General features: G+C 60.4%; 7 protein-coding genes. 3 read left to right on the top strand and 4 right to left on the bottom strand.

From position 1 onward, the window contains the following. The first annotated feature begins 166 nt into the window (after positions 1–166). Positions 167–526 carry a hypothetical protein gene (locus LEPTO7104_RS0118750; protein ID WP_017300123.1) on the top strand — a complete coding sequence of 120 codons (360 nt, stop codon included), beginning with the start codon at positions 167–169 and terminating at the stop codon, positions 524–526. 314 nt (positions 527–840) lie between these two features. Here the strand turns inward: LEPTO7104_RS0118750 and LEPTO7104_RS40235 are convergent, their stop codons facing one another. Then, positions 841–1,482 carry a hypothetical protein gene (locus tag LEPTO7104_RS40235; RefSeq protein ID WP_155523695.1) on the bottom strand — a complete coding sequence of 214 codons (642 nt, stop codon included), beginning with the start codon at positions 1,480–1,482 and terminating at the stop codon, positions 841–843. 432 nt (positions 1,483–1,914) lie between these two features. Here LEPTO7104_RS40235 and LEPTO7104_RS37165 point away from each other — a divergent pair, with 432 nt between their 5' ends. Next, positions 1,915–2,202 (top strand): hypothetical protein, encoded by a 288-nt coding sequence (locus LEPTO7104_RS37165; RefSeq protein WP_017300122.1) that lies wholly within the window; start codon positions 1,915–1,917, stop codon positions 2,200–2,202. A 41-nt stretch (positions 2,203–2,243) separates the two neighbouring features. Here the strand turns inward: LEPTO7104_RS37165 and cobT are convergent, their stop codons facing one another. The 3 genes from cobT to LEPTO7104_RS0118730 are packed head-to-tail and all read right to left on the bottom strand — an operon-like array spanning position 2,244 to position 4,918. After that, positions 2,244–3,365, bottom strand: a complete 1,122-nt coding sequence (cobT, locus tag LEPTO7104_RS0118740) for a nicotinate mononucleotide-dependent phosphoribosyltransferase CobT (protein ID WP_026072845.1) — start codon at positions 3,363–3,365, stop codon at positions 2,244–2,246. Positions 3,366–3,421: 56 nt separating this feature from the next. Continuing rightward, complete coding sequence (locus LEPTO7104_RS0118735; RefSeq protein WP_017300120.1) at positions 3,422–4,207, bottom strand: DUF2232 domain-containing protein; 786 nt, start codon at positions 4,205–4,207, stop codon at positions 3,422–3,424. Positions 4,208–4,213: 6 nt separating this feature from the next. Further along, positions 4,214–4,918, bottom strand: coding sequence for a Crp/Fnr family transcriptional regulator (locus LEPTO7104_RS0118730; protein WP_017300119.1), 705 nt, complete (start codon positions 4,916–4,918; stop codon positions 4,214–4,216). Between the two features lie 336 nt (positions 4,919–5,254). On the opposite strand from LEPTO7104_RS0118730, the gene LEPTO7104_RS34510 reads away from it, so the two are divergent. Next, positions 5,255–12,451 (top strand): hypothetical protein, encoded by a 7,197-nt coding sequence (locus LEPTO7104_RS34510; protein ID WP_155523694.1) that lies wholly within the window; start codon positions 5,255–5,257, stop codon positions 12,449–12,451. Positions 12,452–12,467 lie beyond the last annotated feature (16 nt).

Here is a 12,467-nt window from a genome sequence, read left to right as displayed (position 1 = left end):
CAAGAGCTGATTGTTCCCTTTCGCCCCAACCGTTCAGAACCCCGAGTCGTCAAACGTCGTCCCAAACCGTTCCCGAGAATGCAGGAACCCCGCTCAGTCCTGAAAGCTAAGCTGGTAGCTTGATAGGGCTTACGTCAGTGACATTCATCTCAAGACCACCTTAGCTATGGAGATGATTGCCGCCAAAACGCCCGCTATGGTGACCAAAAGCATTTGGGTTCATCTGTTGACCTACAATCTGCTGCGAACCCTCATGTGGGAGGCGACTGCCGACTCTGAGGTCGACGCGTTACGGCTCTCCCTTCAGGGCACTCGGCAACAATTTAATCACTTCCGACCCGAGTTTCTCCATCTCGCTCCATCCCAGCAACACCGAGGCTACCAGGCCTTGTTAAGCGCTGTGCAAGAGCTGATTGTTCCCTTTCGCCCCAACCGTTCAGAACCCCGAGTCGTCAAACGTCGTCCCAAACCGTTCCCGAGAATGCAGGAACCCCGCTCAGTCCTGAAAGCTAAGCTGGTAGCTTGATAGGGCTTACGTCAGTGACATTCAATAATAGTTAAGCTAGATTCGCTGACCCTGCTGCCTGTATCAATATTGCCTCAGAACCGAAGCTGTTGTAGGGGGTTGGCAGATTGTAGGTTTTGAATGGTCTAGGGGGGAAATATCCTCTACGGCCTCTAAAATCTTCTGCTAAAAACGGAATAATCTCAAATTCTAATTCGGACCTCATCTCACAGGAAAACACTGTATTAGTCTCGAAGCCTAGTTTGAATAAAATGCAGACTGCTTGTGTATAACGATTAAGTTTATCCACGTCAACCTATGAGCGACTTGTTAGGCTACGGGGGATCCCGATGCCCGGATACAATTGCGATAACTGAAACTACTGAATTGGTTGCTTCAACACAAAGTGACGCTTGTCTGTAATTTGCGGTGCGTCGATGCTGTAAGTCGTTTGCAAGATCATAAGCTGCTTTCGCATGGCGTCTTGCAGCCTCGTGTGATGAACCAGACAACTCTATAGCAATGTATGCATCGAACATTCTTTTGGCATCAGATGAGCTAGGGATTTTGCCGTCAGTCGGTGGGTATCGTGATGGGTCGTGTACCGCTTGCGCTAGGGAGATTAAAGCCTCTCGGCACAATAGGCCTACTGCCTGGAATTGTTCTTCGTTTTGTGCATCAGCAAGGCGACGCCGAATCTCGCCTATTGCGCGATCAACTCTAGGCCATGCGGTTGAAGTGTCAGGTGGGCTATAAATTGTTTTCGATCGAAGATTCGCAAGGTATTCGCGACCTGGTAGCGTGATTCGCGGATTTAGATATGCTTCGCCATCGAATGTGGTTGCATCAATGGCCCAGAGGTAACCCGCTTCAATGAGCTCACGAACTAGCGTAACTTCCGGATCAGAATGCTTATCTACTTGGGAGGGAAGAGCGTTCTGAGCGGCGAGTTCAAGCACCTTTATATAATCTTTCACTCTGCTTCCTCTAACGCTCGTAATAAATCAAATGTCCGATCTGGATGAGATCTTTACATATCCAATATTATCTAGAAAAACTTATTAATAAGCACCCGGTCAATGGTTTTCTTGAGAGGTCCCTATTTTGGCATCTCCAATAACTTAAATGAACAAACTAAATTGTGCACTACGGTTGACGGGGAGCGTCTGTACCAGTATTGTCTTACATTAAGCCGTTTCAGCAGAACGGTAGCCATACAGAACTCGAAAATCTTGGCGCTGTCTGAAGGTGTTCCAGCACCAACAGACAGCTAACCCGGCAAATCTCTAAGGCAGATTGCAGGGCTAAGGTCGATCGTACCCTAGCTCTCCCAGTTTGTACCTCAGCTGTGGTTAGCTAGGGTTTTCGCGTTCTGTCTTCCTCAAACCACAAAAAGGAAAACAGAACCGATGTTTGAATATCTCGAACCAGACACCAACGACAACCCAGAGGCCGGTTCCCTACCGCTGCCGCCCAGTGGAAATAGCAAAGGCACCCGACCCCTAACCCCTGAGAAAGTGCGCCACATGCTCTACGGCAGCCTCGCCGCCCTAGACCGCACCATCAAAATCCTCCACGCCCTCGGCTACGCCGACCCCAACGACTGGAGCGACCCCATCCCCGTGCCGTCCAGCGCCGAAGCGGCCACCCCCGCCCAGTGGATGGTGATCATGACCAAAACCATTCTGCTGGAGTAGCCTACAGCCTCAGATCCCAGGGTTCTGGTAGGGGCGTTTGCTTAAGGCAAAGCACTGGAGCCAGAACCCTGGGATCTATCTTGCTGAGACTTTTGCTCCAGCAGCGCTTCGATCGCCCCCAATAGCTCCGGCTGGCCCCAGTTTTGGTAGAGCGAGGCCGCGATCGCGCATCCCCCCGCCCCCACGCCCTCCTTTACAAACCCCCGCTCGTAAGCCCGCAGCGCCTCAAACCGCGACCCTGCAAAGCTCAGCTGCGTTGCCACCAGGCAGCCCCCCGTCAGCTCCGCCAGCCCCACCGTATCGCCCGTGGCATCCTCCGCCACCCAGCGCGTGGTGCCCACCACCACATTGTCGGGGTTCCAGTCATAGCTTTCTGCCGCCGCGATCGCCCCCATCAGCGCGTAGACCGCCAGCATTTGCGTGCCCCCCGCCAGCAGCACCGGGCGGGTGCGACTGGCCGCGATCGCCAGTCCCGCCACCACCGGCTGCATCGGGTCGCCCACCGCCGCCACCACCGCCAGAGGGTGGGGGTTTCGCGGCAGCCCCGCGCGGGACAATCCCTGGGCTACTAGCGTCTGCTTTTGGCTGTGGTTGCAGGTGGGGTGGCTGCTGTTCACCCGTTCCGCCGCATCAAAGCCCAGCCCGGTGAGCAGCCCCAGGGCCGTGGTCGTGCCCCCCACCACGCACTCCGCCAGCAGCAGATAGCCGCCGTTAGCTTCCAGCAATTCCCCTTGCTCTAACCCCTGCCGCCAGAGATGATGCACCGCATCCAACGGCAAAGCCGCCCCCGTGCTCAGACATTGCGCAGGCTTCCCTCCCAAGTCCAGGTGAGGGACGGTCGGCGGCAGCGGCAAGCCAGCATTCAGAACAACGAGGGGAATATCCTGCCCTGCAATGACAGCCCTAGAAATCAGCGCCGGAGAAGCCCCAGCGTGAAGTGGTGGCAGGGGATACTGGGGCGCTGAGATGAGGCCGTTGACCATGAACTCAGCATCGGCTAGGGCAGTAAAGGCGCGATCGCGTGGTGTCGCCCCCGCTGCCGAAATCCCTTCCACCAGCCCCGTCTCGGTGAACCCCAGCGTCAGCACCAGCCCAGGCCGCAACCCCCGCACCCGCCTCAGCCAATCCTCTCCCCGCCGACCCTGCGTATAAATCCCAATCAGCCCCTCACCTCTCACTCCCCATCCCCCTCACCCACGCACCCACACACCCCACGCCCCTAATCCTTCAGCAAATCCTGCACCCACTCCGGCGGGTCCGGAATCTTCGCCCCCAGACGACCCAGCAGCAGCCAGGCAGCCAGATGCACCGTAAACAGGTAAACCACGTTGCTAGCCAACACCGACAGCAGGGCCAGCAACTGCACCGCCTCTACATTGGCCTGACCCAGGACGCCCACATCCAAAACGCCCAGCCCCACCAGGCGCTCCAGGCCCCAGTTCAGCATTTGGGTCACCTGGGTGGTCAAGTACACCCACAGGTCTTCGCCCACCAGCAGCGACGACAGCCACAGCCGAAAGAAAAACCCGATCGTGCCCAGCAGCGAGCCGACCGCGATCGACGCATACCAGTTGGCCCGCCGCACCCAGAAAAAGCCCAGCTGCACTCCCAGCAGGGCGTAGGGCATCAGAAACAGCAGGCTGCGCGGTGGCCCCATCAGCACCGAGAGCAGCAGCCCCGACACCAGGGCCGACATCCACGCGGCCCGTGGCCCCCAGCGCAAATACACCAGCGCCATCGGCAGCGGAAACAAAATCCGCAGAATTGGCCCCGGCGGAAAGTAGGTGTTCACCAGCCAGATCAGCGCGGCGGTGCTGGCCAAAAAAGCTGTCTCAACCATGGCCAGAGGGCCAGCCTTGAGCCGGTGAGACAGGTCTGGCTCGTCTGTCTCAGTCGATGGGCCACGGTAGTCGAGGTAGGTGTCTAAGTCATCGAAGTCGCTCGCGGCGGCCTCAATCGGGGGCACAAAATTAGCCCCGGGGCCGGGGTCAGGGGGATGACTCATGGAGGGCTAAACCAGCAGACGTTCTAGGGCGTTAATGTCGGGAATATTCATCAGGTCTTTGTCCCGCACAATCAGCCCTTTTTTCTCTAGCTTACTCAGTACGCGGGTCACCGTCTCCCGGGCCAGACCGCTGAGGCTGCTCAGTTCCCGGTGGGGCAGGTTGGGAATCTCGACGCCGCTGGCGCTGCGCTGCCCCTGCCCATCGGCCAAAAAGAGGATGATGTCGGCCACCCGCGAGGTGCTGTCAGACTCGCGCAGCCGCAGCCGGCGATTGACCTGTCTGAGCCGCCGCGCCATTAGCTGCGACAGGCGAATGCCCGCCAGGGGTTGGGTATTGAGCAGTTTGACAAAGTCGCTGGCGGGCATGCTGCCGATGACGGTAGGCACCAGGGTAATGACATCGGTGGAGCGAGGCACCTCTTCGAGGGGGGCCATTTCGCCAAACAGCTCGCCCTTGCCCAAAATATTGAGGGTGACTTCTTTGCCGTCGAGGTTGTAGGTGCGAATCTTCACCCACCCTTCCAAAATAAAGTAGACCGAGCTGCCCCAGTCGTTTTCTAGCAAAATGACCTGATTGGCCGGATGACGACGGGACACCACGTGGCTAGTGGCTTCAGCTACAGCTTCCTCTGGCAAGTCCTGAAATAACAGCGCCGAACGAATTAATTTCAGATCGGCGTCAGTATCTCGAGGGTTGTAGCGAGCATCCATTAATCACCCCAACATTAATTTTTTTGTTTAAGTTAGTGATATCAAATCGCCTCAACCCATCCTATCCCAAGGGGAGGGGCAGAATTCTTCACTGGCAGATTGGCTGTGGAACCCAAATGCTTAGCACTATATCACTCCATCCCAGGAAGAACGGGGGCGATCGCCGGTTGGGAAAGCCCCATTGCCAGTGGATCCAAGGCTAGTAAAGCCAAGCATTGTTGAGGCCATCTACGTCCTTTAACACCGATAAAACTAGGACATTGCCGTGATGATTTTTGGAGACGCCTGACATACACTTTGGCAATCAATGGGCACAAGGTAAGCAAAGAGGTCGCTGTGCAGCAGGATGAACTGGAAGCTCTGGTAGCCGAAATTGACTCAATTCTGGGAGAGGCCGCACCTCGGCTGCCCTGGGTGATGTCGAATGATGCCAATCAGCGCCAGCTGCTGGCCCGCGCGCGGGCCTACCTGGCAGAAGTTAAGGCTGGCGGGTCCGAGGCCCCGCCAGCACCTGGCGGCCTGCCAAACGACCCCACTGCCGCCGCCGCCAGCCAGGTGCTCAAGGCGCTGCTGCAAGAAATGCAGTATCTGCGCGGGCAGACCATGCAAATTTTAGACCCGCTGCGCAACGAGGTGGCCACCCTCAGGCAGCAGCGAGAGCTGTTGCTGCAAGAGGTGCAGCAGCTTCAGCAGCAGCGATCGCAGATTGACCAGCAGGCGGCCCTGCACCAGCTGCCGCCGAGCTGGGAGGCCGCCCTGCAGCAGATGGCCCACCAGCTCGAAGCCCACCTCAGCACCCAGGTCAACCAGTCGGTGCAGCGGCTAGAGGCCGCCACCGCCAACGCCTACGTCCTCACCCAGGGGTCGGAGGCCGACGGCGATGCTGCCGACCTCACCCCGGCCCAGCGGCTAGAGTTTCTCAAGCAAATTCAGGCCCAGTCTGACCAGGTCATGCTGGGGCTTGATCAGTCGCTGCGATCGGTATTTGACACCCTGAAGCAAAGCATCTACAGCTACCAAAATTCGCTCAACCAGGGGCTAAATCAGATGCACACCCTGGGCCAGCAGGGCGAGCTTATGTTTAGCGCCCTAGTCAACCATCTGGGCCAGCAGATCAACCAAGAGACTCTGGCCTATCTGGAGTCGGGTCAGCGGCGCGAGCTGCCCCAGCCTCGGCCCGAGACCTCGGCCCCCGAGACCCTGGCTGGCAATACCTTTGCCGTCGATGGCATGGGTGGTTTATCGCCCGAGCTGGAGGTCGACTTGGCCCTTGAGGCGCTCGATCTGGGGGGCGATCTCGACGACGACGAAATTACGCTGCTTCAAATTGAAGACGACATTACTGAACTCCAGCTCGACGGCGCCCTAGATGGAACCCTTGACCCCGATGGGGATGGCTCTGAGCCTCTGGATCTGCAACTGCTCGACAGCCTCGATGTCGCCGCCCCCGACCCATCCCCGGCGGTGTCACTGCCCGAGGCTGAGGCGCACCTCAGCGCTGAGGTATCCGCCAGCGGGGTAGAAGCAGGCGGACTTGAATCTGACTCAGCCCTCGACGAGCTGTATCAGAGCCTGTTTGGAGGTGGATTTTTTGCCGATTCAGCCAGGCCTGATGCAGCTGGATCACCGGCAGCTCCCAGCACCGCCGCCGAAGGTGGGGATGCCGCCGCCGTGGTGGATGCCTTTCTAGATATTGACCAGCCCGCCCAAGCGATCGCCGCCGCCCAGAGCGAAGAGCCCCAGCCGCTGCCCTTGACCAGCGATCTGCCCCGCCCGGAGGAGCTGGCTCAGCTCACCGGGGCGATCGAAATGGCCGAAGCCGAGGCCAGCGCTGCATTCCCCGAGGGCGGCCTCGACGATCTATTTGGAGAGGCTACCGCCGATTCGCTAGAGGTCAACCTGGCCGATTCGCTGAGCGCCGCTGGGGTAGACCTGCCTGAAACCATAGAATCCTTCGACGAGCTGTTGCCGACGGGGCCTGGAGAGACGGGCGACTTGGAGGTCAGCAATGACGGGGATGACGATCGCCTGGGCGGATTCATGGCCGCCTCGCCCGACGAGGACTTGCTGACCCAGGACGACCAGCCAGCCGCTTTCACCTACGACTTGAGCCTGGATGAAGCCATCGTCGATCAGCTCCAGCAGGATTTAAATTACTTAGAAACAGCGATCGCCCCAGAGGGCCGCTCGCCAGGCAGCGCAGAGCCAGACCTGACAGATCTGCTCATGTCTCCGCCCCAGTCCGCAGAGACCCAGCCCGATGGGGCCATGACGCCCTCTGCTGATGCCGCTGGCTCTGACGACCTTGACCTGTTCTCTTCCCCCCTGCCCGAAGGCAGCGGTCAATCGCCTGTTGATCAGCCCCCTACCGAGGCCGCCTTTCCCCATCTCTCCACCCTTGACCTGTTTGACGAGGCCCCTGCACCTTCCACACCGCAGGACCCGGCTGGGGAGTCAGAAAGGCTGGAGGCGCAGGGGTCTGCCTCCACCAGCCCCGATTTGAGCATCGACCGCGTTAGCGAGCCGACCTCCGAGCAAAATCAGCCGCCCACCAGCGACCTCAACTGGCTAAATTTGGTCGACCCAAATCAACCCAATCAAGACGATGCCCCTGGCGGCGACCTGTCCCTCGATTTGGCCAGCTTGGGTTTATTTGAAGACCAGGCTCAGCCCCCAGTCAGCGACATTGGCGCGCTCAACCTGGAGGGCTCGGCCCAGGGCGATCTGCCTGCGGGCCTATCCAACTCAGATTTGTCCAATCTAGATCTGGCCAGCGTCGAGCTATCGGAGGGCGACACTCCGGCGGTGGCCCCCCCTTCCGAAGTGCCTGGCTTAGATCGGCCCAGCCTGGATCAGTGGGGTGACGAGGCCGCCGCCGAGCCTCCTGCAACCAGCGAGTTAGGGCTAGATCTGTTCGATATTGCCTCTCCTGTCCGGGAGGGGGAGGCGACATTGCCCCCCCCTGAGCCCAATGAGCCTGTGGCAGCGCTCGATCTGTTCGGTGACGCCATGGCTGCTCCCGATGCGCCCAGCCCTGACGCCGCTGACCTGGATCTGTTCAATACCTCAGAATTATCTCTAAAAGAGAGCAGCCCAATGCCTGCGCCAGACGCTGATGGCCCTGGTGTGTCGGCCCTGAATTTGTTTGATGGGCTAAATGGGCCTGATCTATCCGAAGACGGTACTGGCTCCACCGAAACGGGTGATGAAACAGGTAGTGAAACGGGCATTGATCTATTCGGCGAGGCCGTCGAAGCGCCCGCCGATTCAACACCCTCTGCGATCGCCCCGGCCACGGACCTGTTTGGTGACCCGCTGCCTGGGGCAGCGGCATCTGAGGATCTATCTGGGAATTTATTTAGCACTATTGATACAGAGCCTCCCGCCCCATCGTCAGGCGCGTCGTCGCTGGCCTCAATCTTGTCAGATCTAGACTTGAGCCTGGGCTCCGAGGAGCCAGCCCTGGGCGAGTCGGGGCTAACCCTGGGCGATCTCACCGAACTCTCGGCTGACCCAGCCCAGCCCGATCGACCAGCGGACCCCACTGCCGGGGCCACCGGTCCTTCTGTCACCCTAGAAAATCTGCTGGGTGAGTTCGCCCTCGACCCGCTGCCGCCTCTAGACTCAGAGCCTAAGTCTGGGGAAACCCTTGACGACCTCATCACCAACCCTCAGTTTGGCTCGGCCCCGGAAGCCACGATGCCCGCCACTGGCTTTACTCTGGCGGACCTCGATCTCGATCTCAGCCTCGATCCTGAAGACAACTCCAGCGGTCCTCCAGACTCCGCCCTCCGCCCCGATCCACCCCCGCGGGATGCGGCGACCAGCGGGAGTCTGGAGGACCCTGCCGCCGGGCTGGCCCCAGCTGATTTAAGCCTGGAGGAACTGAGCTTTGGCAGCGAACTGGCGGCACCCCCGGCCCAGGACAGTCTCACCTTAGAAGAACTGGGCTTAAGAGACAGTCCGTCCACCCCTTCGCCCCTGGAGGGGCTAAACCTGGAGGGGCTGAACCTGGAGCCTGAACCGACTTCCACACCGTCCCTGAGTGACTTAACCCTAGAGGGATTGGGGCTGGGGGAAGAACCCGCTGCGAATTCAGCGGCGATCGACTCCAATCCATCGGCTACGCCTGGGCCAGAGCTAACCCTAGATACCTGGGGCATGGCGGCACCCGAACCTATTTCCCCAAATCCGCCCCTCTCAATTAGCCTAGACGATCTGAACCTGAGCCTGGACGAGGCTGGGCTAGAGGAGCCCGAACCCAGAGCCGAGGCGCCAGACGACCTGGCCGCCCTGGGAGAGAGCTGGGCTGACCGCTCGGAACTGGCAGCATTCTCTCCTGACCAGCCCGTTTCCCCCGCGCCGGAGGAACTGGCCACGGACTGGCTGCGGGAGATCAGCCTCGACAATATTTTAGATGCCGCTGGAGCCAGCCCCTCGACCGAAGCTGACTCAGGCGATGACTCAGGCCAGCTAGATTCGGCAGAGCAGGACAGTGCCCCTGACCCCATTCAGGCGGCGGCGGCAGAGGCCGCCGAGTCCATGGAGGCGATGATTGACTTTATCAATCTAGATGCGCTGCTGGGAGAACCCATTGGGCCTACAGCCCCGGCACCCAGCCTTGATCTCGATCTCGACTTTTCCTTAGAGGAACCAGAACCCGAGGCGATCGCAGCCCCTGAGCCGCTATTGTTGAGCGACCTATCGGTGGAGGACGAAGGCGATCGTACCACTCCCCCAGCGGCGGATGATCTTGGCCTCGATCTCGACTTTGGCCTGAACCCTGAACCGACAGCGGCGGACCTGAGAGACCGCCCATTCATTTTCCTAGACGAAGCAGAGGTGTCTTCCGACCAGAGTTTTACCCCAGAAGTCGCCGCTAACGACAGCGTCGTTCCCGAGGGGGAAAACCCTGACTGGCTCTCTGAGGCCGCTTTAGAGCTTGGCTCAGAGCAGGCCGTTGGGCTGGCAGAGACCTGGCCTTTGACCTCAGCCGCTACCCCCTCGGAATCCATTGACCTGGAGCCGGCCTCCCTGGAACTCACCGATCTAGAATCTCTAGAACCTACCGATCTAGAGATCGTAGATAATCCGTTGGGCGGCAATTCCTTGAGCGATGGGTCTCTGACGGTCGACACCCCGGCCCCCGATGCCCTCCAGGCCGAGGAGTTTTCCCTTGATGATCTCCTCGGTGCTGAGTTAGAAGCTCCTGGCCCCGAGGCCATTGATCTCGATGCGATCGCGCTGGAAAACTCGACCGACCTCGACATTCCGCTGCTTGAACCCGAAAATCTAGCTCTGGAGCAACCGGCGCAGGAGGCGGTTGAACCGGCCAGCCCTGACCAGGAAGCGAGTGGGCCAGAGCCAGAGCCAGAGCCAGTCCCAGAGCCAGAGGCGCTCGAACCGCCGCTCGAACTTTTGGAAGAGCTGGTTGCCAACCCGTTTGCAGTGGAAGCTCCCGAGGCGATCGCCCCGCCGGTCATTGCCCCTGACGCTCCCCCATCAGCCGCACCCGAGCCTACCCCTGACGAGCCAGAGGCGGCGGCCGAGGCAGAGGACGCGATTGCAGCGGAAATCGCGTCGCCAAGCGCTTCCGACGATCAGTCTGCGGTTATTCCTGCCCCACCCGAGGTCAACCCGACTGAGGCCTCAGCCTCTACCCCACTGTGGTTTTTGGGCCTGGATGTGGGTACCACGGGGCTGTCGGCAGTACTGCTGGAGCGCCGAGGGGGCCAGGTATATCCCCTCTACTGGGTCGATAACGCCATCTCCGGCGTGACCGCCGACAAGTTCTTTCGGCTCCCTAGCCTGGCCTCGGTGGCCACAGCTGAGGATTCGGAGCGCTGCCGGGTGCAGTCGATCGGGTCTTCGGCCCTGACAGTCAACTGGAGCGACAGCGACACCGCCGACCAGGGCCTGGTATTGCTCAAGGCGCTGAAGCCCTACCTCAAGCTCAGCATTCCGGCGCTGGTGGGTGACAACGCTACATCCCAACCCCAAATTCAGTGGTCTGACCGCGATCGCCTGCCCCTCCAGATTTTCCAGGACAGCCTGCAAGCACTGCTGGCGACCCTGCCCCAGGGGCTGGCGCCCGAGGCCGCCTTCACCGTCGGGGCGGTGGGTCTAGACGCCCAGGCCATTGTTCAGGCCCTGGGTGAGCTGCGTGGGGTGGTGGTCAGCTATCCGGCCAACTGGCCCGACACCTACACCTTTAACCTGCGGGAGGCGGTACTGGGGGCAGGCCTGGCAGTCAGTCCCGACGATATCTACTTCGTGGAAGACGCGATCGCGGCGGTGCTGTCGGGCCTGCCCGATCCCTCTGCGCCGCTGCCCGAGTCCAACGGCCAGCCCATGCAGCAGCAGACCCTCTACGCCTGCCCCTGGACCGGAGGCACCGTGGTGCTCTCTGCTGGGGCCAGCGTCACCGAAGTGGGCATTGTAAACCTGCCCAGCGCCCTGGGCGATCTCACCTACAGCGACTTTGCCCTCCACTCCATGAGCTATGCAGGCGACGCCATTGATCTCGACATCATTTGCCACCTGTTGCACCCAGCCGAACGCCGCCAGAGTCGCCCTGCGGAGGGGTATGGTCGCGCCTCTGAAGCCACCGGCTGGGGCTGGCAGGCGGCCATGCCCGAGCTAGACGGCACCCACTGGGACGATCTAGACCTCAACGGCTGCGAAATGCCGCGTCCGGCAGAACCCGACCTGGCCCGTCGCCAGCGCCTGTACCAGCGGCTAGAGGCCTCACTGCTGGGCCAGAGCGTGCTAGAAGCCGCTCGTCACCTCAAGATCATCCTTCAGCACCAGCCCCAGTTTGAGCTGGAGCTAGCCGACCAGCGCTGGATCGTGCGCAGCAAAGACCTGGAAGACCGCATCATTCTGCCCTACATTCAGCGCATCAATGGCCATCTCAACCGGCTGCTCAGCGAGGCCGGGCTGAATACCCAGGGCATCAACCAAGTCATCTGTACCGGCGGCAGCGCCTCGCTGCCCAAAATTGCCCGCTGGCTGCGACAAAAGTTTCCCAACGCCACCATCGTGCAGGATACGTACCACAGCGATCGCCCCCCCAGCTGCAGCCGGGTCACCTACGGGCTGGTCAACCTGGTGCGCTATCCCCAGGTGCTCGATCTCACCCGCCACCAGTACAGCGACATGTTCTTGCTGATGGAGGTGCTGCGCGCCCTGCCCGAGCAGCCCATGCCCCTCAGCGGCATTTTGCACCTGCTCAAGGAGCGGGGGCTTAACGTAGAGGCCTGCCAGGCCCACCTGATGGCCCTGCTCGAAGGTCGCCTGCCACCCGGTCTGCTGCCCAGCACCGCCAGCGGCCCCCTGGTGATGGCCCCCGCCAGCGACGACCTAGCGGCCCTAGCCACCACGCCCCTGTACACCCGCCCCAGCGGTCAGGTGTACGTCCCCAACCTGGAGCAGGGGCAGCGCCTGCAAACCTACATGGACCAGCTGTTAGCCGACAAGCATCAAACCCTGGTCGATCCCCTGCTCAGCCAGCTCACAGTCATTCACGTTTAGGGTATAAATTCTCTGA

It is taken from the genome of Nodosilinea nodulosa PCC 7104 (assembly GCF_000309385.1).
In the GTDB taxonomy this organism is placed as follows: Bacteria; Cyanobacteriota; Cyanobacteriia; order Phormidesmidales; family Phormidesmidaceae; genus Nodosilinea; species Nodosilinea nodulosa.
Note: the sequence above shows the minus strand (reverse complement) of the source record. Positions and strands in the feature narration are given on the sequence as shown.

Bases quoted from the DNA above. Each gene is read 5' to 3' on its own strand.
- LEPTO7104_RS0118750 (WP_017300123.1), top strand. From the start codon at position 167: ATGGAGATGATTGCCGCCAAAACGCCCGCTATGGTGACCAAAAGCATT.
- LEPTO7104_RS0118735 (WP_017300120.1), bottom strand. From the start codon at position 4,207: ATGAGTCATCCCCCTGACCCCGGCCCCGGGGCTAATTTTGTGCCCCCG.
- LEPTO7104_RS37165 (WP_017300122.1), top strand. From the start codon at position 1,915: ATGTTTGAATATCTCGAACCAGACACCAACGACAACCCAGAGGCCGGT.
- LEPTO7104_RS0118730 (WP_017300119.1), bottom strand. From the start codon at position 4,918: ATGGATGCTCGCTACAACCCTCGAGATACTGACGCCGATCTGAAATTA.